General features: G+C 62.6%; 19 protein-coding genes. 13 read left to right on the forward strand and 6 right to left on the reverse strand.

All coding sequences use genetic code 11. The features are described 5' to 3' along the window. The first annotated feature begins 29 nt into the window (after nucleotides 1–29). The 11 genes from QZ281_RS00980 (at nucleotide 30) to QZ281_RS01030 (ending at nucleotide 13752) form a co-directional block, all read left to right on the forward strand. The gene (locus QZ281_RS00980; protein ID WP_292223586.1) at nucleotides 30–245 is read left to right on the forward strand and encodes a hypothetical protein; all 216 of its coding nucleotides are present in this window, start codon (nucleotides 30–32) and stop codon (nucleotides 243–245) included. Between the two features lie 20 nt (nucleotides 246–265). Then, a complete protein-coding gene (locus QZ281_RS00985; protein ID WP_292223589.1) occupies nucleotides 266–946 on the forward strand; it encodes a response regulator transcription factor in 681 nt (226 codons plus the stop codon). Further along, nucleotides 927–2333 (forward strand): sensor histidine kinase, encoded by a 1407-nt coding sequence (locus QZ281_RS00990; protein WP_292223591.1) that lies wholly within the window; start codon nucleotides 927–929, stop codon nucleotides 2331–2333. The genes QZ281_RS00985 and QZ281_RS00990 overlap by 20 nt, the downstream gene beginning before the upstream one ends. Then, nucleotides 2330–3436, forward strand: a complete 1107-nt coding sequence (locus QZ281_RS00995; protein WP_292223593.1) for an ABC transporter substrate-binding protein — start codon at nucleotides 2330–2332, stop codon at nucleotides 3434–3436. Before QZ281_RS00990 ends, QZ281_RS00995 begins: the two co-directional genes overlap by 4 nt. 125 nt (nucleotides 3437–3561) lie before the next feature. After that, nucleotides 3562–4938, forward strand: a complete 1377-nt coding sequence (locus QZ281_RS01000; protein ID WP_292223596.1) for a CitMHS family transporter — start codon at nucleotides 3562–3564, stop codon at nucleotides 4936–4938. Between the two features lie 64 nt (nucleotides 4939–5002). Next, complete coding sequence (locus tag QZ281_RS01005) at nucleotides 5003–6220, forward strand: serine hydrolase domain-containing protein (protein ID WP_292223599.1); 1218 nt, start codon at nucleotides 5003–5005, stop codon at nucleotides 6218–6220. A gap of 417 nt (nucleotides 6221–6637) precedes the next feature. Next, a complete protein-coding gene (locus tag QZ281_RS01010; RefSeq protein ID WP_292223601.1) occupies nucleotides 6638–9028 on the forward strand; it encodes a TonB-dependent receptor in 2391 nt (796 codons plus the stop codon). Nucleotides 9029–9038: 10 nt separating this feature from the next. Further along, nucleotides 9039–10316 carry a TlpA disulfide reductase family protein gene (locus QZ281_RS01015; RefSeq protein WP_292223603.1) on the forward strand — a complete coding sequence of 426 codons (1278 nt, stop codon included), beginning with the start codon at nucleotides 9039–9041 and terminating at the stop codon, nucleotides 10314–10316. Nucleotides 10317–10319: 3 nt separating this feature from the next. Next, nucleotides 10320–11324, forward strand: coding sequence for a cytochrome c peroxidase (locus QZ281_RS01020; protein WP_292223607.1), 1005 nt, complete (start codon nucleotides 10320–10322; stop codon nucleotides 11322–11324). Next, the gene (locus tag QZ281_RS01025) at nucleotides 11321–12490 is read left to right on the forward strand and encodes a hypothetical protein (protein WP_292223610.1); all 1170 of its coding nucleotides are present in this window, start codon (nucleotides 11321–11323) and stop codon (nucleotides 12488–12490) included. The genes QZ281_RS01020 and QZ281_RS01025 overlap by 4 nt, the downstream gene beginning before the upstream one ends. Nucleotides 12491–12513: 23 nt before the next feature. Further along, on the forward strand, nucleotides 12514–13752 hold the full coding sequence (locus tag QZ281_RS01030; RefSeq protein ID WP_292223613.1) for a M20/M25/M40 family metallo-hydrolase: 1239 nt from the start codon (nucleotides 12514–12516) through the stop codon (nucleotides 13750–13752). Nucleotides 13753–14396: 644 nt separating this feature from the next. Here the strand turns inward: QZ281_RS01030 and QZ281_RS01035 are convergent. Further along, a complete protein-coding gene (locus tag QZ281_RS01035) occupies nucleotides 14397–15005 on the reverse strand; it encodes a class GN sortase (RefSeq protein WP_292223616.1) in 609 nt (202 codons plus the stop codon). Then, entirely contained in the window at nucleotides 15002–17161 is a 2160-nt protein-coding gene (locus QZ281_RS01040) for a marine proteobacterial sortase target protein (protein ID WP_292223619.1), read from the reverse strand. The genes QZ281_RS01035 and QZ281_RS01040 overlap by 4 nt, the downstream gene beginning before the upstream one ends. 170 nt (nucleotides 17162–17331) lie before the next feature. Between QZ281_RS01040 and QZ281_RS01045 the strand changes: the two genes are divergently transcribed. Beyond that, nucleotides 17332–18063 (forward strand): helix-turn-helix transcriptional regulator, encoded by a 732-nt coding sequence (locus QZ281_RS01045; protein WP_292223623.1) that lies wholly within the window; start codon nucleotides 17332–17334, stop codon nucleotides 18061–18063. A gap of 19 nt (nucleotides 18064–18082) precedes the next feature. On the opposite strand, the gene QZ281_RS01050 is transcribed toward QZ281_RS01045, so the two are convergent. Genes QZ281_RS01050 through QZ281_RS01065 form a run of 4 tightly spaced genes read right to left on the reverse strand, consistent with a single transcriptional unit; the run spans nucleotide 18083 to nucleotide 22425 of the window. After that, nucleotides 18083–19540, reverse strand: a complete 1458-nt coding sequence (locus QZ281_RS01050) for an indolepyruvate oxidoreductase subunit beta family protein (RefSeq protein WP_292223626.1) — start codon at nucleotides 19538–19540, stop codon at nucleotides 18083–18085. Then, nucleotides 19540–20250, reverse strand: a complete 711-nt coding sequence (locus tag QZ281_RS01055; protein WP_292223630.1) for a thiamine pyrophosphate-dependent enzyme — start codon at nucleotides 20248–20250, stop codon at nucleotides 19540–19542. The genes QZ281_RS01050 and QZ281_RS01055 overlap by 1 nt, the downstream gene beginning before the upstream one ends. Continuing rightward, entirely contained in the window at nucleotides 20217–21632 is a 1416-nt protein-coding gene (locus QZ281_RS01060) for a hypothetical protein (RefSeq protein ID WP_292223633.1), read from the reverse strand. Before QZ281_RS01060 ends, QZ281_RS01055 begins: the two co-directional genes overlap by 34 nt. A gap of 4 nt (nucleotides 21633–21636) precedes the next feature. Then, nucleotides 21637–22425 carry a cyclase family protein gene (locus QZ281_RS01065; protein WP_292223636.1) on the reverse strand — a complete coding sequence of 263 codons (789 nt, stop codon included), beginning with the start codon at nucleotides 22423–22425 and terminating at the stop codon, nucleotides 21637–21639. A 97-nt stretch (nucleotides 22426–22522) separates the two neighbouring features. On the opposite strand from QZ281_RS01065, the gene QZ281_RS01070 reads away from it, so the two are divergent. Further along, entirely contained in the window at nucleotides 22523–22987 is a 465-nt protein-coding gene (locus QZ281_RS01070) for a MarR family winged helix-turn-helix transcriptional regulator (RefSeq protein WP_201101182.1), read from the forward strand. Nucleotides 22988–23012: the final 25 nt, after the last annotated feature.

Genomic DNA, 23012 nt, shown 5'->3' on the forward strand with positions numbered 1-23012 from the left:
TGGAGGGAAGAGTAGCGATCAGGCCTGTCATGTTCCTGTCAAGCGAGCATTGGTCTGGCGATGAAGAGAAAATCGTCCAAAAACAAATAAATAAATCCTACCGTGGCTCGGCCAAGGTGCTGTTCCGCCTCACGAACGCTCCTGATGTGTCAAAAACAACGGTGGTTGACAGGCGGGTGGTCGCCGATCTTACCATGAGCGCAGAGGCTCACTGCGGCGCAGATCGCGGGGCCTTCAGTTCTTGATCGGTGGGGGAGGATCGCCGATGAGATTCCTGGTCGTCGAAGACGATCCTGACCTAGCTGACGCCATCCAGCGTCACCTGCAACGTGACGGGCACGCCGCCGATGTCGCGCCCGATGGCGACTACGCTTATGACTTGCTGCAGTATCAGGCCTATGAGTTAATCATTCTGGACATCGGTCTGCCGGGCAGGGATGGTTTTTCTGTTCTAAAAAGCCTGAGAGGGCAGGGAAATCGCACGCCGGTTCTGGTCCTGACCGCGCGCTCGGCGATTGAGGACAAGGTCGGTGCGCTGGACGTGGGCGCCGATGATTACCTGTCCAAGCCGTTCGATTTTCGTGAGCTTGACGCCCGTTGCCGCAGTCTGATGCGCCGCAACCATGGCGTCGCCAGCAGCGAAAGCCGGATCGGCGGCCTGACGTTTGATCGTTCCGCCAAGACCGTACGTCTGCATGGCGATCTGCTGCCCCTGCCGAATCGAGAATACCGGCTTCTGGAGATATTCCTGGGCAATCTCGGGCGGGTGCTCAGCAAGGAAAGGATCGCTTCGCAACTGTTCGATTTCAGTGACGAGGTCGGGGACAATGCGGTCGAGCTATATGTGGGACGGCTGCGCCGAAAACTGGGCGACGAGCATGTCCGCATCTCCACCCAGCGCGGTTTCGGATATGTCGCGGAGGCCAATGTTCACCTGGCCAGTTAGTCCGCTTTCATTGAAAATCCGGCTGTCGGCCATCATGGGGGCGGTCTTTCTGGTCGGCATGTTGGCGTTGTATGTGGCGGCGCGCACATCCGCTGAAGCTGCTGCGAACCGTTCCTTTGACCGGCTTCTGCTGGGATCGGCGCTGTCGATCACGGAAACGATCGCCGTGTCCGGCGGGCGTGTCCGTGTGGACCTGCCCTATGCCTCGCTCGACATGTTGTCTGCCGCGCCGGAAGATCGCGTCTTCTACAGCGTTACGGGGCCGAACGGTCAGTTGGTCACGGGTGCGGGCGACCTGCCTGCACCGCCGGTCGTGCATGATCTGGCGATTTCGGCGGTTCGGGTCGAGGCCAACGCGCCGATCTTTTTTGACGCCGTTTATAGTGGAGAGACGGTTCGTTTTGCCGTTCTGGGCCGTCAGGTCGCAGAGCCGGGCGCCACAGGCTGGCTGTTGGTGCAGGTCGGCCAGACCCGGCGGGCGCGTGATCAACTGAAGAACGAGTTGATCCTGAATGCTCTGGCGCCGATTACGGCCATGGGCGGTTTGGCGTTCGCAGTAGTCTGGCTGGGCATTGGCGGCGCCCTGATGCCACTGACCCGGATAGGGCGGGAATTGAAGGCACGCGATCCGTCAGATCTGCATCCCATTACGGCGCCTGTGCCGAAAGAGGTCGCACCGCTTGTGGAGTCTCTCAATGACTTCATGCGTCGGCTCGACGCCAATATTCAGGCCATGAAGGCCTTTATCGCCGAGGCGGCGCATCAGATGCGTACGCCTCTCGCCGTCATCCATGCTCAGGCTCAGGTCGCCTCGGGCGGTGATGATGAAGATCGGAGGCGCGGCTTGCTGGCCATTGAGCGCAGCAGCGCCAAGCTTTCGCGCCTGCTGCAGCAATTGCTTAGTGACGCCACGGTGGCGCATCGGGCCGATGTCCGCGCCTTTGAGGATTTCGATCTTCTGCGCGTGGTGCGGGCCGCCGTAAGGGACAGCACCCCCATGGCCCTGAACCGTGAGGCGAAGGTGCAGACCTCGCTCAAGTCTGCGCCCTTCCATGGCGATGCGCTTTTGTTGGGGGAGGCCGTGAAGAATCTGATCGACAATGCCTTCACTCATGGTCGGGGGGGAGAGAAAGGGGTCGAGGTTCAGGTCGAGGCCGAAGGCGGCGACTATGTCATCACGGTGTCTGATCGTGGCGACGGAGTCGATGCCGCGCTGGCGGGGCGGATTTTTGAGCGGTTCTCTGCGGGCGGCGCGCGGACGTCTGGCGCGGGGTTGGGCATGGCGATCGTGCGCAGGGCCATGGACACCCACGGCGGCGAGGTCACGCTGAACAATCGCGAGGGCGGTGGGTTGCAGGTGCGTCTGCATGCGCCGAGGCGGGTATGAAACGTGTCGTTGTCATGGCCTTCGCGGCGGCCTTGGTCGGCCTGGCGCTTTTGTTGTCGTGGAGTGTGAAACCGCCGCCAGTTGTTGAATCCAGACAGGCCCGCTCACGTGAACTGGTCATCGTCAGTACAACGGATACAGCTGTTTTTGCCCCGGTTATCGAGGATTTTCGGCGTTTGCACCCCGATATCCAGGTCCGGTACCGGCTGATGGACGCCGAGCCGCTGCATGCTCATTTTCTATCGCAGGCGCGCATCGGCAAAAGCGCAGGCGACCTGTTGCTCAGCACCTCGATGGACCTGCAGGTCAAGCTGGTGAACGACGGCTATGCAGCGCCGCACTTCTCTGAAAACGCCGCCGCGTCTCCGCAATGGGCGCAGTGGCGCAATGAAGCTTTCGGAATCACCTTTGAGCCGGTGGTGATGGTCTTCAATAGCGATCTCATGCGCGGGCGGCCCATTCCGGCGTCCCGTTCGGAACTGCTCGCCGACCTGCGGCGCGATCCGGGCTTCTGGCGAAAGAGGGTCGGCACCTATGATATTGCGCGCAGCGGTGTGGGCTATCTGGTGGCCTCCCAGGATGCGCGGCTGAACAGTGACGCCGCCGTGCTGGTGGATGCATTTGGCGATATCGGCGTGGTCGCCAATGAAAACACTTGGCCCTTGTTGGACATGATCGAGCAGGGAAAGCTGGTCATGGGCTATAATCTGTTGGGGTCGTATGCGCGAAAACGCGTTGAGGACGGCGCCCGACTGACCATCGTCTATCCGCAGGAATACACGCTGGCGATTTCACGCACCGCCATCATACCTCGCAGTGCCGCCAATCCCGTGGAGGCCCATCTTTTCATGGAATATCTGCTGTCCCTGCGGGGGCAGAAGGTTTTGACGGATCGAGGGCAACTGAATGCTGTCCGTACTGAGCTGGATGGCCCGTATCTCGATATGGGCGCGCGTGCGGCCCAGATCGGCCTGCTCAAACCTATAGCACTGGGGCCGGGACTTCTGGTTTATCAGGATCAGCGCAAACGTACGGAACTGCTTGAAAGCTGGAACACCTCGATAGGCCGGACAACCGCGAATTCGGTTGTCTCCGTTCAATGACAGGGTGCTGACAGCCTAGGCTGTCATTTTCCTCCCAACGAATGAGGCGCGGTTGTCTGCGCCCGAGAACGAAACAGGGGAGGGGTCGCACGGATCGCTTTTCTGGAAACGGGGAGGCGACGTGAGTGACCGATAGTAGTGTGATCCTGACCTTGCTGGGTTTCGGCATGGTGGCCACATTTATGGCCCTGATCATGATGCGACGTCTATCGCCTCTGGTCGCCTTGACGCTTGTTCCCATTGTCTTTGCGCTTCTGGCCGGTTTTGGCGGGCAAGAATTGGGCAAGATGATGCTGGAGGGGATCATCAAGCTGGCACCGACCGGGGTCATGCTGATGTTCGCGATTCTCTACTTCGGCTTGATGATCGATGCCGGTCTGTTTGATCCGGTCGTGCGTCAGATTCTGAAGCTTGTGGGAAATGATCCTCTGAAGATCGTTTTAGGGTCGGCCATTCTGGCCGCCTTCGTTTCGCTCGATGGTGATGGATCGACGACCTACATGATCTGTATCGCCTCCATGCTGCCGCTCTACAAACGGCTTGGCATGAATCCGCTCAAGTTGACCTGCGTGACTATACTGGCCAGCGGCGTCATGAACCTGACGCCGTGGGGAGGGCCTCTGGCGCGGGCGGCGAGCGCGCTTCACATCGACCCCGCTGAGGTTTTCGTCCCCATGATCCCGGCCATGACGATTGGGGTTTTGGGTGTTTTCGCCATTGCTCTCTGGCTGGGGCGGGCGGAGCGCCGCAGGCTGGGATATGTCCGACTGGCGCCTGCTCCACTCGGTTTCGATGCCCAGTTTCTGACGGGTGATAGTGCGGAAACGGTCGCTGCGGGCGGTGGTCTTGCGGCAGGCGCTGTGCAGACGTCCAATCTGCGCCGCCCGCGCCTGCTGTGGGTGAATGCTCTTCTGACGACAGTGCTGATGGTCTGTCTGATCCTGGGCGTCATGCCTTTGCCGGTGCTGTTCATGGCCGCCTTCTCCATCGCTCTACTCATCAACTATCCAAAGCTTGAGGAGCAACGGCAGCGCATTTCGGAGCACGCCAGGAATGTCATCGCCGTCGTTTCCCTGATTTTTGCGGCTGGCGTTTTCACAGGCATTCTTTCGGGAACCGGCATGGTGACCGCCATGTCCCAGAGCCTGATCGCCGTGATTCCGGCGCAGGCGGGGCCTTATCTTGCGCCCATCACAGCTCTGGTGAGCATGCCCTTCACCTTCTTCATGTCGAACGACGCCTTCTACTTTGGGGTGCTGCCGGTCGTATCGGAGGCGGCGGGCGCCTATGGCGTCACGCCCGTCGAAATGGCGCGCGCTTCGTTGATCGGGCAGCCTGTGCATCTGCTCAGCCCGCTCGTTCCTTCGACCTATCTTCTGGTGGGGCTCGCGGGCGTGGAGTTCGGAGAGCATCAGAAGTTCACCATGCTGTGGGCGGTGTTGATCTGCCTGCTGCTGATGACCGCCGCCCTGATGTTGGGCCTGTTCCCCTTCGCCGCCTGATCACCGCATAGTCGTAACCAGAGCCGCTAGCCTGAAACGGCGGCCAGCATAGAGAGAGAACGTCATGCCCGCCCTATATGCCCGTCGTAACCCAGCCGCATGGTTTGCTGCAGCCGCCCTGATCGGTCTGCCGGCTATCGCCACAGCTCAGGCCACCCAACCTCTGCCTCTCGCCCATGCAGGGCCTTATGGCACACATGTCGAGGCCACGGTTCCGGCCTATGGAGATGCGATCGTTGAAGGGCGGCGTCTTGTCGCCGAGTTCATGACCAAGCGTGGGGTTCCAGGCGCTTCTGTCTCCATGTCCGTCAATGGTCGTCTGATATGGTCTGAAGGGTTTGGCCTCGCTGATGTCGAGCAGGGCGTGGCGGTCACGCCGTCGACCCGTTTCCGTTCGGGCAGCACCGCCAAACCGATGAGCATGGCAGCCGCAGCTGTCCTGCATGATCAGGGCAAACTGAATTTCGATGCTGTTGTTCAGGATCTGGTGCCTGACTTCCCCGTTCACAGCCGCCCCATCACCTTCCGCATGTTGGCCGGCATGTTGGGTGGTTTGCGTCACTATCGCATCGGTACGGATGATTTCTTCAATCCGACCCAGTACGACAATGTTCTGCAGTATGTGGAGACGTTCAAGAACGATCCTCTCATCGCTGAGCCGGGCGCGACTTATTCCTACTCCAGCCCGGGCACCAACCTGCAGGGCGCCATGACACAGGCTGCGGGCGGTAAGCCTTTTCCGGTTTTGATGCAGGAATTGGTCTTTGGCCCGCTGGGGATGGTCTCGACCACTCCTGACTGGAATGACGCCATCATTCCTAACCGTACGCGCTATTATGAGCGGACCTCGGGACGTCCCACCTATCGTATCCGCGAAACCTCCTGGGGGCAGGGCGAGGGGGGGCGTGGCGTCCTTTTGAATGCTCCCTATGCGGACAACACCAACAAGTTCCCGTCGGGCGGTTATCTGACGACGCCAAACGATATGGTGACGTTCGGAAATGCAATGCTGGCGCCTGGCTTCTATTCGGCGGCGACCCTGAATGAGCTTGTGACCGAGCAGCATACGTCGGACGGAAAACCGACCGGCTACGGCATGAACTGGTCAGTCGGCGTAAAGAACGGTGAACGTACTTATTCCCATGGAGGTTCGTCCGTCGGCGGGAACTCCATGCTGATTGTCTATCCTGATCGTAAGGCGGTTTTCGCGATGCAGACCAATCTGACCGATTCCGACCTGGGTGAGCTCCCCGACCAACTGGCGCGTTTGTTCTTTAAGTAACTGCCATTTGTCGCTGGCGACCGTCCTGCCCGCCCCTGCGGGCGGGTCGGTTTTTTTGATAACGTGCAATGTTCAAATTTTTGGAATTATTTTATAATAAGGAAATTTCCATTATCAATTAATGTTGAAAATTTAACATTAAAGTTCAAAGTATAGAGTAATAATTTATTTGATATGTTGACTCCATCATCATGGATGCGTGAATGTTGTAGTTTGTTTATTTTGGTTTTGTGGTTCGTAGTTGAATGTTCAAGTCCCGTCAATTTGACCTCCCTTGAGGGGCTGGCGTTGGTGTATTTTGCGATTTTTCCTAAACAACAACGCTATCGAACTGCATGGATTGAGGGGCGGCTGACGCTCTACCCAAGATGAAGACGGCGCGACGGAACTGGGGCGCGCCGGTTTCCTGGGGGATCCATGAGCATTCATTTCAGCCGAACCTGGCGCATCGCCTGGTTGGCGGGCGTTGGCGCAGCCGCATTTTCTATAACCACGGGCGCACAGGCGCAGGAACAGAAGCCGACGACGCAGGGCGAAGTCGCCGGATTGGCGGACATCGTCGTCACCGCGCGCCGTCAGGAGGAGAGTCTGCTGCAGGTGCCGCTGGCCGTCACCGCCTTCAGTCAGCAGGAGATCAAGGGCTTCGGCATCACCTCGCTGGACGCCATCGCCCAGCAGACGCCAGGGCTGACCTTCGCCAACTACTCCGGCGGCTTTCTGCCCACGCCGGTGGTGCGGGGCATATCTCAGGTTAATCTGACCGACAGCGAACCTAATACGGCGATCTTTGTGGATGGCGTTCTGGTGCCCGCCCGCCGCGCACTGGGCTTTAATCAACTGGATGTCGAACGTATCGAGGTTGTGAAGGGGCCGCAGAGCGCCCTCTACGGCGGCAACAGCTTCAGCGGTGCGATCAACATCGTCACCATCAAGCCTACGGATGATTTCCGCGCCAATGCCGAGGTGACCGTCGGCGACAACAATCGTTTCGCCTCCACTCTGGCCGTATCAGGTCCGCTGGTCCCGAACCTTCTGTCAGGACGGCTGGCCGTCAATCAGAGCGACTGGGACGGTTCGTACCGGAATGTGAACCCCAGCGGCGGCGGCGATGTCGGCGGCCATAACTACAAGAGCGTGTCTGGCGCGCTTCGTCTGCGGCCGTCAGACAATCTGGATGTCATCGCCTCGGCCGATTATTCGCGCGATGCGCTGGACGAGAGGCCGCAACAGGCGATCCTGGCCGACACCGAGTTTGACGCCAACGGCAAGCCGCTGAACTGGCGCGGAGAACTGCCCTCGCTGAGCGGGCGTGACCGACGTGTGCTGTCCGGCGCCATAGGCGACCGCCGCGAACTGAAGCGCGCGCAACTGAATGTCACATGGGATACGGATTACGGGACGCTGACAGCCCTGACCGGCTATTCGTGGGTCAGCCACTATGCGGTGCAGGATCTTGCGCGCAACGGCGGGGACGCTTCGACGCCCTTCGTCTATCAGACGGCGTCTGGTCCGGCGACCTTCTACACCGGCCTGCTGCAGCCCAATGCGCCCAAGGAGACGGAGGACTTCAGCCAAGAGTTCCGCTTCACCACCCCCGTTGATCGTCCCTTGCGGGGTTCGGTCGGCCTTTATTACGGCCGTGCGCATCAGAAGGCGGGCGGGGGCGGAGTGAAGGCGGTCAGTCCGCTGCCAGCCAACAGTTTGGGTCTTTATCCGCGCGTGCCGGGCGTGCCCTTCTTCATCTCCATCGGCAACGGCATCTTCGGGACCTGGTTCGGTCCCGGCGATGGCCTCAATCCGAACGAATACTCCATCGACCGTTCACAGAGCCTGGCCCTGTTCGGTCATGTCGAAGGCGACCTGGGGCATCGTCTGACAGGGCGCGTTGAGCTGCGCTACACCCATGAAAAACGCTCGTTCTTTGACAATCTGGATGGCAACCGGGGCAAGGGCGACTGGGAGTTCGTGACTCCGCGCTTTAGCCTAGACTACCGCGCATCCGACAATCTGCTAGTCTATGCCTCAGCAGCGAAGGGCGTAAAGAGCGGCGGCTTCTCCAGCAGCACCAATACGGGCTCTTTTGTCTATCGGCCCTATGACCCGGAAACGAACTGGAGCTACGAACTGGGCCTGAAGGGCCTGTTCGCTAACGGGCGGGTCGCGGCTGATGTGTCGGCCTTCTACATCGACTGGACCGACATCGTCCTGCCCCAGACCGATGTGTCCTTCACTCCGCCCATAGTGCTGAAGGTCAATGCTGGCGACGCGGTTTCGAAGGGGGTCGAAGGTTCTGTCCGTGTCTCGTTGCTCGAAGGTCTGACGGCGCTTGTCGGCGGCTCCTATACGGATGCGCGGTTCGGCGACGCCCAGATGGATGGATTCAAGAACTTCGCCGCGTTCAAACCAAACGGAAACATCTCTGGCCAACGGCTGCCACGCCAGTCGGAATGGCAGTTCAACGCCCGCCTGAACTGGCAGCGCCATGCTTTCGGCGATGTTGAATATTTCGTCCGGCCTGACGTCTCGTATCAGAGCAAACAATATATCGGTCCTGACAACGACAGCTGGATCCCGGAACGCACTCTGGTCAATCTCAGGACAGGGCTGGAGGCCGGGCGCTACACGCTTGAGCTCTGGGCGACCAATCTGCTCAACGACCGCAAGCCGGTGGCAGCCTATCGGGAGGTGGCGTTCAACAACACCATCAACGGCACGACATCGACGACCAGCACGATCTTCCCGTGGCGCTACACCGTCAGCTACGGCGACCTTCGCAGTGTCGGCGCAACCCTGCGCGTCCGGTTCTAGGGAGGGGATGATGCACTTCAAGTTCGCATCGGGTCTGGCCCTGGCCGCCGCTCTGATCTCCACTGGCTTCGCCGCCGCGCAGACGCCGCCCGACGGCTCGTGGCGCGGAGAACTGCGGATCAACGAAGATCCTGTTCCGTTCAATTTCGAGATCGCAGGCAAGGGAGCCAGGCGCACCCTGACCCTGGTAAACGGCGACCGCCACGACGATTATGAACTGACCCAGCGGCCGAACGGCGAATGGGGGGCTGTGCTGGGCACCTTCAGTTCCGAACTGGTGCTGCGGCCCGGTGCGGACAGTGAGAACTGGACCGGATCGTTCCGCAATCTGGCCTCGAACCGGCAGGCGTTCGACCTGCCGTTCACCGCCGGTCATGGGCGGACCGACCGGTTCGCCGTCTCGACCGCCCGCGCTCCGGTCAACGTCAACGGCGCCTGGCGTATTGATGTCGTCTCCAAACGCCCTGCGCCGCATCAGGTCGCGGAATTGCGTCAGGATGGCGACCGGGTGACCGGCGTCCTGCTAACCGTCGTCGGGGATTCACGGCGCCTACAGGGCAATATCGTCGGGGACGAGCTGTTCCTGTCAACCTTCACCGGTCCTGCGCCGGTCTACCTGCGGGCCAAGGTCAAGCCCGACGGAACGCTGGATGGATCGCTGTCGTTCGGCGCCTTTGTCACGCTGAAGTTCACCGGCGCGAAGGATGACGCCATCGCTCTGCCTGATCCCTTCACCGTGACGGAGATCCGAGACAGCGCAACGCCGCTAGATCTGATTCTGCCGGATGTGACGGGACGCCAGACCGCCCTTTCCGACCCGCGTTTCCGTGGCAAGGTGGTGGTGCTGCAGATACTCGGCAGTTGGTGCCCGAACTCGATCGACGAAAGCCGCTTCTTGACCGACTGGCGCGGGAAGAACCTGGGGCGCGGCGTCGAGGTGGTTTCGGCTGCGTTCGAGGTCGCCAGCGAACTGGACGCCGCACGACCTGCGCTGGAAGCCTATCGGCGCGAGCTGGACGTGGAGCACACGCTGCTTTACGGCGGCGGTCAGGACAAGGTGGCGGCTGGCGCGCATTTCCCGCAGCTCAGCGCCGTGAACGCCTATCCGACCCTGCTGTTTCTGGACCGTCAGGGCCGCGTCAGGGCCATTCATTCGGGTTTCTCCAGCCCCGATACAGGCGTCCATTATGAGGCGTTCGTGGCCCGCTTCAACGCCACGGTCGACGCCCTGCTGAATGAACCCGTCAGTGTAGCCCAGGCTGGGGTTCCATCTGGGCCACAGGGCTGAGGCGTGAGCAAGCTTCTGGTTTTGCTGGCGACCGCACTGGCGGGCGTGGCGGTTTTCTCTGTAATGAACCCGGAGCCCCTGACGGCGGCGGAGCGTCCGCCCGCTGATCAGGCGGCCCTTGGCGCACGCCTGTTTCATGATCCGATCCTGTCTCGTGATCGCAGGATTAGCTGCGCGGGCTGTCACAAGCCGCAGCACGCCTATGCCGATACGGTCGCCTTCAGCCCCGGCATCGACGGTCATCTGACCCACCGCAACGTGCCGTCGGTGATGAATGTCCGTGGCCGTGTCGGCGGCTTCTTTTGGGATGGTCGGGCGGCGACGCTGGAAGAACAGGCGCTGCAACCGATCATCAATCCCGAAGAGATGAACCTGTCGATTGATGAGGCCGTGCGGCGTCTGACGGCGCATCCTGACTATTCGGTCTGGTTCCGGTCCATCTTCGGACGTGCGCCGGATGCGGCGGCGCTAGCCGAGGCGCTGGCTGCGTTCCAGCGTAGGCTGGAGACTGCCGATTCCGCCTATGACCGATATCTGGGCGGTGATCGCACAACTCTGTCGCCTGCCGCCATGCGAGGCCGCGACCTGTTTCGTGGCAAGGCCTTATGCCTCAGCTGCCATCATGGTGAAGACTTCAACTCACCCCGTGCGCGCAATATCGGCCTGTATGACGGCGGGCGCCTGAACGATCACGGGCGGGAAGCCGTTACCGGCGATCCGGCGGATCGTGGGCTGTTCGTCGTGCCGGGCCTTCGCAACGTCGCCGTTACAGCGCCCTACATGCACAACGGCATGTTCGCGACCCTGCGCGAAGTCATCGACTACTATGACGATCCTTCGCAGTTCGGCATCGCCAGCATTAATCGCGACCCACTGCTCGATGCCCGCCTGAACCTGACCGAACAGGAAAAGCAGGACCTGGAAGCCTTCCTGCACGCCCTGACCGACAGGCGCTTCCTGCCGCCTACGGGCGTGCCTTCATCCCAGAACGGATCAAAACCCTCATGAAGTTCTCAACCGTTTCCTCGCTCGCGGTGCTGATGGCGGCGGCGCTGGCCGCCAGTTGCAGTGTCGCTCCGGCTCCGTTCGAACCTGCGGCCGCGCTGCACAGAACTATCGTGTTGGAATGGAATGACGGCGTAGAGGGTGAACTGCCGACCCGGCGTATTCCCAACATCCCGTTTGCAGCTGAGGCCTATTATGGTCCCGACAGTTTCCACATCATCGCCCAGACGCAGGACCCGATCGCCGGCCGCACGTCGCGCGGTCTGGGTTCGCTGACCTACACCTTCACAGACGAGGGCACGGACGTGCGCCGGATCAATGATCGCGGTCAGGACGCCTGCTCCTTCTTCTTCCCGGACGGCAAGCGTCTGATCTGGACCTCGACGCGGGACCGGACGGATCTGCCTGCAGGCGACTGGTCCAATGAGAAGGACTATCCGCGTGGGGCTGAAATCTACATCTCTGATCTGACAGGCGGAAACGTGCGTCGGATCACGAACAACGAGTATTATGACGCTGAGGTTTCGGTCGCGCCAGACGGCAAGACGGTCCTGTTCGCGCGTCAGATCGACGGCAAAGTCGACCTGTGGACGGCGAATTCAGAAGGCGGCGACCAGCGCCAGATCACCTTCACGAACGAATGGCAGGAGGGCGGCGCCTTCTTCCTTCCGGACAGCGACCGCATTCTGCTTCGGGCCTGGAAGAAAAGCGAGTTCGGTCAGGTGCGCCCCACTCCTATGACCCTGTTCACAATCCGCAAGGATGGCACGGACCTGCGTCGTCACACCAGCGGCGACGGCATGCACTGGGCGCCGTTCCCCGCGCCGGATGGTCGTCACTATGTCTATGTTCAGGCGCTTGATGCCCAGAACTGGGCTATCTATCTGGGGGATTTCGCTGGGGGTGTGCCGCGTCGTCTGACCTTTGCTCCGGGCTTCAATGGCTTCCCGTCGATATCTCCTGACGGGACCAAGCTTCTGTTCGCCCGCTTCGCCGTGGACAAGGACGGCCAGCGTGGGTTGGCGACCTTTGTGCAGGATGTGTCGTCGCTGAACATCGGACCGCGTAGTCGACAGGCTTTTGGCGCGGACTGGGGGGCCAAGGTCGTCGGCGATCCTGACCAACTGGACCGTCGTCAGCCGGTCCAACGCGCCTCCGCCGGGCGCTGACGGCGATGAGGTGGCGGGGGGCAATGGCGGCTGCAGCCGTGCTGGTCATGGCGGTCATAGTTCCCAGTGGCCGGGCGCAGGCGCAGGTCGGAGCGGCAGAGCGTCTTCTGGAGCAGGTGCGCTGGTTGTCGGATGAAGCCCGCGCAGGTCGCTTGCCCGGCGAGACCGGACACGATCAGGTGCGCGATCACCTGATCGACGCCTTTCACGCCCTGCGTCTTCAGACCAGCGGCGCCGATGGCGACTATGCTCAGCCATTGACCGTGCCCCTGGGGCAGAGGCGGACTGCCGTCGCCGCCAATGTCATCGGCGTGCTGGCAGGCCGCTCGTCCCAACTGAAGGACGAGATCGTGGTGGTTTCCGCCCATTACGATCATCTCGGTCTGGGCGAGCATTCGCGTCTGGCGGCGGATCGCGGCAGTGTTCATCCAGGTGCGGATGACAACGCCAGCGGCGTGGCGGTTCTGTTGGGTGTGGCTGCGGCTCTAGCTGACACCGCTCTGCCGCGCACCGTGGTTTTCGCGGCTTTCACGGGGGAGGAGCAGGGGGCGGTCGGCTCCCGTTTCTATGTGGCGGATGCTCAGGGCGCGATCCCGGGACGGATCGTCGCCAACATCAATCTGGATATGGTCGGCAGACTGAACGGCAAGCCTGTGCAGGTTCTCAGCACAGCGACCTCTCCGGACTGGCCGCTGGTGATCGAGGCTGCATCGCGCGACAGCGAGGTTCCCGCCCGGGCGCTCGCGGGCGGTGGAGGCGGTTCAGACCAGCAGAGCTTTATTGCCCGGTCCATCCCCGCCGTTCAGGTGTTCACCGGCGGGCATGATGACTACCATCGACCGAGCGACACTGTGGATCGTATCGACGCCGAAGGTCTGGCGGCCATAGAGCGGTTCGTGGTCGCCCTGACACGGGAGTTGGCCGCGCGGGATGAAACCTTGCGCCCCGGCGTGTTCGAGCAGGCGGCGCCGCCTTCTGACCCTGGCAGTCCCCGACGCAGTTCGTTCGGCGTCATGCCGGACTTCAACCATGTCGGTCCCGGCGTTCGCATTGAAGCCATCACATCACCCGATGTCCCAGCCGCGCACGCCGGCCTCCACCCCGGCGACATCATCATGACCATCGCCGGGCGCTCCGTCATGGACTTGAGGGACTACGCTCAGATCCTGCGCGAGCTGACGCCGGACAACCCCGTCTCGGTCTGCCTGACGCGCGGCAATCAGACGCTGGAAGTCACGCTCTCTCCGAAACGGACTGAATAGAGACCATCCCGTTCCCTGGACCGTCTATCTTCGCCTCACGGTGACACTCAGGCGTTATCAGATCCCGTTAATGGTTGGCGTTCAGTGAGGTGTGAGGCGTGGCCTAAGAAGGCAAGGGGGCGTTGATAAAGGACTGGTCGCTGGTGCTTGGCTTCGTGCGTCGGCTGGCACGACGGCGTCTTGTTCGTGCTGATCAGCGCTTAACCTGCCACTGATCGTGTGGTCGAAGGGCGTAAGGCCGTTGAGACTCTGAAGAAGGCCTTGCAGAATATGCCGCGTCTGCGCCGCGAGATCATTATTCGCTGACGCATGCCGCCAGAGCTGTGCGGTGATCGCCGCTGAACTGGGCTCAGCATCAAGGCAGTGAAGAAACATGTCACGCGCAAGTTATAGATTTGAACGCCGCATTTTACCGCAGCGGTCATGAATGGGGAAGATGCACTGATGTGGGCAAGAAGCATCATGGCGGATTCGCTCATCATATTCACTTGGCATAGGATGATTGTTCGATTTTTGCCTCTCATCACTTCAGAAAACTGTTCTCGTGCTGAAAATATCAAGCGCGGTGTTAGGTGCCGATTAAAATCTGCTTCCGCATATTATGGAAGACAAAATGACTCCGGCATGTGCAGTGTAACCAAGGTTCAGGCTATGCTGTTGGCTATCACGACGTAGCGCCATGGGCCGCGCGTTTGGGCGTTGAAGGGCCAGCAGGTGCTGAGGGCGAGGGTTGGCGTGGGGGCGTTGGCGGGGATGCCGAAACGGTCGTTGCGGACGACATAGCCGCCCTGAACACGAAACGAACTGCGACGCCCGTCGATGGTCTCGACGGTCACCACGTCACCGGGCCGAAGCTGTTGCAGGAAACGGAAATGGGTGTCGCGGTGTGCCGCGATCACGGCCGTGCCGGGTTGGCCAGGCTGCATGCCGCCCGGCATCAGCGTCGGACCAAACGCAAGCGCCTCGCCGGAACCGCTGGACAGCACCACTTCGGAGACCTTCAGGCGCGGGACGGTAATCCGCGCGACCGGGGTGTGGTCGGCCCAGGGCCAGGCCTTGACCTGTTCATGGGTCGAGCGCGACGTTTCAAACGCGCGATCCAGCAGTACCTGGGCCAGGGCGGCCTTGGCTGGAATGATGGCGCCGTGCGCTGCCAGTCCAACACCCGCAACGGCGATTGAGAGGAAGGCGAGCGTCGGGAGGGCGCGCCAGCGGCGCCCTCCTTTTGCTCTGGCGGGAGCGGGTCCACTCATGCGGGCGTCCGCCGACGACGCTGCAGGATCAGGCCAAGTCCGCCGATCAAGGAGAGGCCCAGTCCGGCCCATAGCGACAGTTTCCACGTCGTTGCTGTCTGGGGCAGGTCGAAGGGAACACTGGGGTCATCCGCAGAGGCTTCGGCCGGTTGGTCCCCGTCGGCAGTCGGGGCGCCGAAGATCCGATCGAAATCCCAGCCCGCAGGCAGGTTTAGCGGCAGCTCTTCCTCGGTCAGTCGCGCGCCCTTGGGGCGGCTGGGTGTGTGGTCAACGGCGACCAGACTGGTCTCACGGGTCACAATCGAGAAGTCGAGCCCCAGTTGGGCAATGGTGCGGCTGGCGGCCTCGTCGGTAATCTGGCGCAGGCGCTGGGCGATCTCGACATCGGTGATGCGGCGCTTGGCCCATAGCTTGGCGACGTCCGTCCCTTCGACCGCCTGATTGAGATTGATGCGGCGGCTCCAGGGGCGTCCGTCCAGCATGCCGGAGACGGTGATCGCGCCGCGCAGTTGCGAGGTGCGGGCCAACAGAACCAGCGGCTCGCCTTCATAGAGGTCGGGCAGATCAGCGGGGGCGAACTGGGCGTCGACGCCGTGGCTGACAATGCGCAGGTCGGTCAGGACGGGGCGGGTCAGGCGGTCCAGCAGGTCCGTCATATGGGTGATGACTTCGCTGGTGTTACCGATGTGAGTGTAGGCGCCGCGTCCGACCTCGGCCATGCGGTTCATCAGAAAGCTGTTGGGCGCGCTGCCGATGCCGACCATGAAGACGCGGCTGCGGCCACGGCTTGAGCCAAGGGCGGCGAGCATCTGGTCTTCATTCTCGATAGAGCCGTCAGTCAGGAAGATCACCTGACGCACCCGCTGGGTGTCGCCGGGGGTGTCGTCGACCAGCGCGGCTCTGAGCGCGGGCAACATTTCGGTGCCGCCGCGGGCTTCGAGCGTATCAGCATAGCGCAGGGCAAGCGCGATCTGTTCACGCGTGGCGAAGACCGGCTTGTCAAACAGTTCGGTCAGGGTGTCGTCAAAGCGGATGACGTTGAAACGGTCGGTCGGCGCGAGACTGCGCAGGGCCAGTTTCAGACTCTCCTTGGCCTGACGCATCGAGTCGCCCGACATCGAGCCGCTGTTGTCGATGACGAAGATCAGTTCACGGGCGGGCGGGGTGCGGTGGCGGTTGGCGACTGGCGGCGAGATCAGCGCCATCAGATAGTCGTCGGCCCGCAGGCGCTGACGGAACAGTTCCACGCTGGGCACGGTGTCAGCCGAGCGCCAGCGCAACTCGAAATCGCGGTTGGCGGGTACGGCGCCGTCCCGCAGGGTGATGGTGCGCGTCGATCCGGCGCCATTGGCGATCTGGATCGGGTGATAGGGGCTGGTGATGCCGGTCGCGGCGAACCCGGGGTTCAGATGCACCGTGATGGAGACGGGATTAATGTCGGCATGGCGGCGCGGGTTCAGCACGGGCGCGGTTGTAGCGGTGACGTCGGCGGCAGAGGCGCCGGGCGGCGCATAGCGAGGGCCGACGACCAGAGGCAGACGGAAGCCGTATTCGCCAGCGGTCCGGCGCACGGGCGCCTGATATTCGATCTCGATCAGCACGGTCTCGCCGGGGCCGATATTGGCGACGCGGTTGGTGAACATATTGGGGCGCTGCTGCTCGACCAGACCTGCGGCCAGGCCATCGGCCTTGGCCTGTTCATAGATCTGGCGTGCGGCGTCGCGGCGGTTGATCTGGCCGATGATGACCCTCTGGCCCACCACCATCTTCAGGCTGTCGACGGCGCCGTCTTCGGGCAGGGGATAGAGATAGGTCGCCTCGACCCAGTCGCGGCTGGTGTTGCGAAACGCCTGGACCACCTTCACGCGCGCGGTCTGGCCGGTGATGGTGACATCCATGTCGGTGCCCAGTTGAACGGCGGAAGGCGACGCACCGTTGCGGGTTTTCAGGACCAGGGTTCCCGAGGTGACCTCATCTTCCGGCGCCAGCTGGCGGGCGTTGGCGTGCGGCGCCAGAGCGAACATCATCACCGCCAGAATGAGAACCGACAGGGCTGCGATTAGCGGCGATCGCGCGCGATGATGGGGGAACGGGTCGTCAGCAGGGGAGGCGGCTCGAAAGCCGGAACGTGGTCTGCGGGCAGGTGGCGGGATCATGGCGATGCTCCTTGGTGGAGCCTGTTCACTAGGCAGTCACCGGTGCGCACAGCCACGCGAAATCGAGGCACATCTTCGCCAATGTCCGCACGGAGTGCGGGCTTCTGTCCCTGAATTGACGCCATGTGCGGAAATGTGCGTAGTTCAGCATCAATCTGGGTGGTGCGCGTATGGATGATGCTGAAGCGGAGATGATCGCCCGCCGTGTTCGCGAAGAACTGGCGCGGCGTCGGCTGTCGCGTCAGGCCCTGGCGGATATGGCGCGGGTCAGTATTTCCACACTGGAGAAGGCCCTGTCCGGCCGACGCGCCTTTACCCTGGCCACGGTGATCCGGTTGGAGCAGGCACTGGGGGTGCCGCTGCAGAAGACGCAAGCGGTCACTTCGCCTGATCCCCTGGCCGCCTCGCCCGAAAGTCTGGGCGCCTATTCCCAGAATGCGGTCCGCTGGCTGGAGGGGCGTTACCTGACCTTGCGGCCGTCGTTCGGTACGCCGGGCGATATCTATGCCTATGCAACCCTGATCCAGTGGGACGCCGAGCAGGGCTGCCTGATCTTTTCCGAGTCCGAACGCATGGACAGTTCGTTCTCGCAAACCGGCAAGGTGTCACTGCCCCACCTGTCGGGCCATATCTATCTGGTGACCAATGTCGAGGGGCAATACCGGCTGGCCGTCCTGGGCCGCCCCACGATCCAGGGCGCTCTTTACGGCCTGTTGACGACCTTGATGATCGGCCATGGTTCACAACTGATCCCCGCCGCCGCGCCGTTTGTTCTGCTGCGCCTGAAGACCGAAACCGACAACCTGTTCGGCCGCATCAGACCCGACCACCCCGACTACGCCCGCTACCGCGCCGAACTGGACCGGGTCACGACCGAAGGTTTCGCGTGCTTCCCGAGGTGACGGGCGTGACGGCGACGTCTTAGCCCAAGGCGGCGGTCAGGGCGTCGCCCTGGTCGTCGCTTAGCGCCAGGTCGCGCAGGGTGCGCAGTTGTTGGGCGGTGGCGTCGGGACGGGCGCTGACGGCCATGATGCGGTTGTAGCTGCTCAGGCCGCGTTCGAAGGTGTCACCGTATCCCTTGATCAGACGCTGGCACAGGGTGATCTCCAGGGCGAGGTCGTGATCGGTCGACGCGGCGCGTTCGATGCATTCCAGCCAATCCTCGATCCGGGCCTGTTCTTCCACATAGCGCAGGGAGCGGGGGCGAATGGGGCGCAGGCTGGCGAGGGTGCGCAGGACCAGGAACCAGGGCAGGCTGCTGGTCTTCACATAGCGGCCTTCACGGAAGAAGGGCTCCAGAATGCGGCGCGCTGTTGCATTCTTCAGGACCGTGCGGCCCAGCCCGGCGGGCAGGGTTTCGCAGACTTCCTGAAGGCGCGGGTGCATGAACTCGGTCACTCCCAGCAGCTGACTGTCGCCGACCTTCACCTCGGTGCGGACGCGGTCGATACGGCTGGCGCGGGTCTTCAGGTCGGCGACGCGGATGGTGTCTTCATAGGCCATCCACAGCGCCAGGTGACGGGCGGTTTCCACGATCAGGGCCTCAGGTCCGTCCAGTCTCGCGATCCGTTCCAGCCGGTCGAGATAGAGGGTTCCGTATTGCGGACCCTGATAGTCGAGCAGTTTATGCAGGCCGTGCAGGGTATTGCGATGCGCCGGGCGGGGAAGGGTCTTCTGTACGCGCGCGTACAGGGCGCGTCCGGCGTCGGTGGAGGGCGTCGGGGTGTCGTGGTCGACCTGTTCGGGCAGGGCGACCGGGGCCTGCGCAGCGCGATAGCCTTCGTCGAACCCCTTGAGATTGCTCTCCACGGCGATCTTGCTGTGGCGGATCGCGGCCTCAAAGGTTTCGCGCGCGAAGGGCAGGGCGCGGCTGCCCGCCAGAGCGCCGAACATGATTGAGCTGATGACGCTGCCGGAGCGATCGGTTGCGGCCTCCATGTCGAAGCCGATGAAGCGTTGGGCGCGTTTGTGCGCCGCCTCGATGATCTTGTCGCCGTCGCCGCGACCATCGCCCATCGCCGACTTTTCCGAGATGGCGTAGATACGGTGCGTCGATCCGATCAGGGTCGTTCGGTCCGAGCTGGCGAAGCCGCGGACCAGGGCGCGACCGACCTCCATCAGTTCTGAGGCGATGACGATGTCGACGTCGCCGGGGGCAGGCATCTGGGCCATGATCGGCGCGCGTTCTTCGGTCTGGCGCGCCAGTTCGACATAATAGACGGTCGAGCCGGTCCGCTGGGCCACGCCCGGCACCGAGGTGCCCTGGGCCAGCCAGCCCTCTGCGCGGGCGACCTCTTGAATCCAGTCTGCGAGCACGCCGCCGCCCTGACCGCCCAGGGCCAGGATCGCGATGCCGATACGTTGTCTTTGGTCGGTCATCAGAAAGCTCTGGCCGCGCGGGCGCGGTTGTCCTGGGTTTGAAGAAAGCCGATCACGGCCTGACGGATGCGCGATGTGAACCGCTCCCATGCGCCGGGATTGGAGACGATGTCAGCGCGATAAAAGCTGGGGCACAGGACGGCGGCGTGGCTGACCTCGCCGCACAGACCGCAGCCGACGCAGCTGTTGTCGACATGGGCGATGGGGTCCTGACGCAGCGGGTCGGGGTTCGGCTTGATCGACAGCGAAGGACAGCCCGACAGGCGGATGCAGCTGTGGTCGCCGGTGCAGGTGTCGGGGTCGATGCCGAAGCGTTCGCGCACCACACGACGGCCCTGTTTGATAGCGGCGCGCACCAGCGGCTTTTCACGCCGCTGCTTGTTCAGCATGCATTCGGACTGGGCGATGATGACCTTCGGCCCGGTCTCCTTGGTGGTCAGGGCCTCTTTCAACGCGTCGCGCATCTTGCGCAGGTCATAGGTGCGGTTGATCGAGCGAACCCAGTCGACGCCAATGCCGCGCACGGCTTTCTCGATGGGGTTGCGGGTGCTGCGGACGCGATTGTCGGCGCGGGACGATAGAATGTCCTGACCTCCGGTCGCGGCGGAATAGCCATTGTCCACGATCAGGGTGACGGAATCGTCCTTATTGAAGACGGCGTTGCCGATCCCCGAGGTCAGGCCGTTGTGCCAGAAGCCGCCGTCGCCCATGACGGCGATGGCCCGGCGGTCCTTGGGTATCCCATCGTGGTGTTGCCGATGTTGAACGGCGGCAGGATCGAGAACAGGTGGCAGCCGATGTCCGCCGAGACGTGGGTCGGGCCGATCTCACGTTCGACCATCTTCATGGCGGTGAAGATCGGACGCTCGGGGCAGCCCGTGCAGAAGCCTGCAGGCCGTGCCGGAATCTGGGATGCGGTCGTGGGGTCAAGCGGCGCCTGTTCGCCCTGGGGCAGGGCGCGGGATGGCCGCCATTCCTCCAGAAACTTCTTCAGGCCCTTGCGGATGACGTCGCTGGTGTATTCGCCTGCACGGGGCATGACGCCTTTGCCGACGATGCGGGTCTGCAGATCGCCGCGCCGCACCAGGGTGTTCAGTTCGTGTTCGATGAACTCTGGCTGGCCTTCTTCGAGCACCAGAACCGCCTTCTTGCCGCGACAGAAGGTGACGACCTCTTCCGGGATCAGCGGATAGGCGACGTTCAGGCAGTAGATCGGCAGTTCGCTGTCGCCATAGGCGTTGGACAGGCCCAGCAGCTCCTGCGCGCGGTTCAGGTTGTTGTAGAGGCCGCCCTGAACGATGACGCCGATGTCGCCCTCTTCTGGGCCGAACAGTTCGTTCAGATGGTTGTCGCGGACGAAGGCGATGCCTGCCGGCCAACGTTTCTCGATCTTCTCGACTTCATGCAGGAAGTTGGCGGGCGGCAGGACGATGCGGTTCAGATCGCGCGTCGGGGCCGCCGCCGCCTCGGACACGGTCAGGGGCGGACGGCGATTATCGCGGGCGGTGAACTCTCCCGTCATGTGGCAGGAACGGACCCGCAGCTCCAGCATGACGGGGGTGTTGGAGGCCTCCGACAGCTCGAAACCCTTCTCCACCATGTCGACGATGCTGGGCAGGTTGGGGCGCGGGTCCAGAAGCCACATCTGCGACTTCATGGCGAAGGCGTGGGTGCGCTCCTGCATGATCGAAGAGCCTTCGCCATAGTCTTCGCCGACGATGATCAGGGCGCCCCCTTTCACCCCGCCGGACGCGACGTTGGACAGGGCGTCAGAGGCGACATTGGTGCCGACGACCGACTTCCAGGCCACGGCGCCGCGCAGGGGATAGTTCACCGAGGCGGCCAGCATGGCGGCGGCGGTGGCCTCCGACGCGCTGGCCTCAAAGTGGACGCCCAGGCTTTCGAGCAGATCGTTTGCGTCGGCGAAGACGTCCATCAGGTGGCTGATGGGCGAGCCCTGATAGCCGCCGACATAGGCCACGCCGGATTGCAGCAGGGCCTTGGTGACGGCCAGGATGCCTTCGCCCCTGAAGGTTTCCCCTTCAGAGGCGGTCAGCTTCAGGACCTCGGACTTGAACGAACGCTCGGCCATGAACTCAGGCTCCGACGAGCGCCAGAACGCGCAAAGGACTGCCTGATCCGTCGCGGATCTTCAGCGGCGGGGCGATGATGACGGCGCCTGTCGGCGGCAGCAGGTCCAGGTTCTCCAGGCATTGCAGGCCATAGCGGCCCGCCGCGTGGAACAGGGTGTGCGCCGGATAGGGCGGCGTCAGCAGGTGGGCCTGGCCGGCGTCCGTGCCGATGGTTTCGACGCCGAAACCAAGAGCGTCTCGGTCTTCGACCAGGAAGCGCACGGCGTCAGGGGAGGGGCCGGGCGTGTGGGCGCCGTCTTCGCGGCGGTTGGTGTAGGCCTCGCCGGTGCGCTTGGACCAGTCGGTGCGGAACAGAATCCAGCTTCTGGCCGGGATGCGGCCATGCTCGGCTTCCCAGGCCGTGATGTGGTCGACCGTCAACAGGAAGTCGGCGTCGGCGGCGCACGCTTTCGAGCAGTCGATGACGACCGCAGGGGCGATCAGGTCCTGGGGCGGCAGGGTGTCGACCGTATTGTCCGCCAGGTCCTTGCCGCTGACCCAGTGGATCGGCGCGTCGAAGTGGGTGCCGGTGTGTTCGCCGACGGTGAAATTGCTCCAGTACCAGGCGACGCCACGCTCGTCGTAACGCGAGATTTCGGTACGGCTGAACGGCGCGCACTGGCCGAACTCGGGCGGCAACACTAGCGTCGGCGTGTCTTCCGAAAGGGTCTGGGTCAGGTCGATGACCCGGATGTCGCCGGTGGCGATTGCTGCGGCGAATTGATTTAGGGTTTGGCTCGTTGGGGTAGACATCTTGCCCTCCTCTATCCCAGTGAGACCTCAAGCCTTGTCCAATAAACTTGCAAACGCAACAAAAATTCGACGGCCATCATGACGGGAGCAGTTTGACATGGCGGATGATCCCAGGGCGCTGGGCGATCCGGGTTCGGAATCTTTTCGTGTGGATTCATACCCCTTCTACCTGCTGAACCGAGCTGTCAGCCGGTACAATGTGATCATCGAGGCGCAGCTTCGGGCCATCGAAATCGACATCCCGACATGGCGCGTCCTGATGGTTCTGGGCGAGGAATCGCCGCGCTCGATCGGCCAGTTGTCCAAGACGGCGGTCATCCATTTGTCGACGATGATGCGCATCATCGAGCGGATGATGAAGGCGGGTCTGGTCGAGCGTGCGCCGGATGCGCAGGACGGCCGTGTCACCAATGTGATCCTGACCGATCTGGGGCGCGAGAAGCTGGCGGCGGCGCGAAAATTGACGGCGCCCCTGTATCGCCAGGTGATCTCGGGCTTCTCGCAGAACGAGTTCACACGCCTGCTGGAAATGCTGAACCGTCTGCACGCCAATCTGGGCTGAGCGCGGCGACAGGCTTGCCTCCTGC

Source organism: Brevundimonas sp., from assembly GCF_018608325.1.
Classification (GTDB): domain Bacteria; phylum Pseudomonadota; class Alphaproteobacteria; order Caulobacterales; family Caulobacteraceae; genus Brevundimonas.

Coding starts and splice junctions, on each gene's coding strand:
- QZ281_RS01005 (WP_292223599.1), top strand. CDS start 5,003: ATGCCCGCCCTATATGCCCGTCGTAACCCAGCCGCATGGTTTGCTGCA.
- QZ281_RS01010 (WP_292223601.1), top strand. CDS start 6,638: ATGAGCATTCATTTCAGCCGAACCTGGCGCATCGCCTGGTTGGCGGGC.
- QZ281_RS00985 (WP_292223589.1), top strand. CDS start 266: ATGAGATTCCTGGTCGTCGAAGACGATCCTGACCTAGCTGACGCCATC.
- QZ281_RS01060 (WP_292223633.1), bottom strand. CDS start 21,632: ATGGCCGAGCGTTCGTTCAAGTCCGAGGTCCTGAAGCTGACCGCCTCT.
- QZ281_RS01025 (WP_292223610.1), top strand. CDS start 11,321: ATGAAGTTCTCAACCGTTTCCTCGCTCGCGGTGCTGATGGCGGCGGCG.
- QZ281_RS01035 (WP_292223616.1), bottom strand. CDS start 15,005: ATGAGTGGACCCGCTCCCGCCAGAGCAAAAGGAGGGCGCCGCTGGCGC.
- QZ281_RS01055 (WP_292223630.1), bottom strand. CDS start 20,250: ATGGGCGACGGCGGCTTCTGGCACAACGGCCTGACCTCGGGGATCGGC.
- QZ281_RS01070 (WP_201101182.1), top strand. CDS start 22,523: ATGGCGGATGATCCCAGGGCGCTGGGCGATCCGGGTTCGGAATCTTTT.
- QZ281_RS01050 (WP_292223626.1), bottom strand. CDS start 19,540: ATGACCGACCAAAGACAACGTATCGGCATCGCGATCCTGGCCCTGGGC.
- QZ281_RS01015 (WP_292223603.1), top strand. CDS start 9,039: ATGCACTTCAAGTTCGCATCGGGTCTGGCCCTGGCCGCCGCTCTGATC.
- QZ281_RS00995 (WP_292223593.1), top strand. CDS start 2,330: ATGAAACGTGTCGTTGTCATGGCCTTCGCGGCGGCCTTGGTCGGCCTG.
- QZ281_RS01030 (WP_292223613.1), top strand. CDS start 12,514: ATGGCGGCTGCAGCCGTGCTGGTCATGGCGGTCATAGTTCCCAGTGGC.
- QZ281_RS00980 (WP_292223586.1), top strand. CDS start 30: ATGTTCCTGTCAAGCGAGCATTGGTCTGGCGATGAAGAGAAAATCGTC.
- QZ281_RS01040 (WP_292223619.1), bottom strand. CDS start 17,161: ATGATCCCGCCACCTGCCCGCAGACCACGTTCCGGCTTTCGAGCCGCC.
- QZ281_RS00990 (WP_292223591.1), top strand. CDS start 927: ATGTTCACCTGGCCAGTTAGTCCGCTTTCATTGAAAATCCGGCTGTCG.
- QZ281_RS01065 (WP_292223636.1), bottom strand. CDS start 22,425: ATGTCTACCCCAACGAGCCAAACCCTAAATCAATTCGCCGCAGCAATC.
- QZ281_RS01045 (WP_292223623.1), top strand. CDS start 17,332: ATGGATGATGCTGAAGCGGAGATGATCGCCCGCCGTGTTCGCGAAGAA.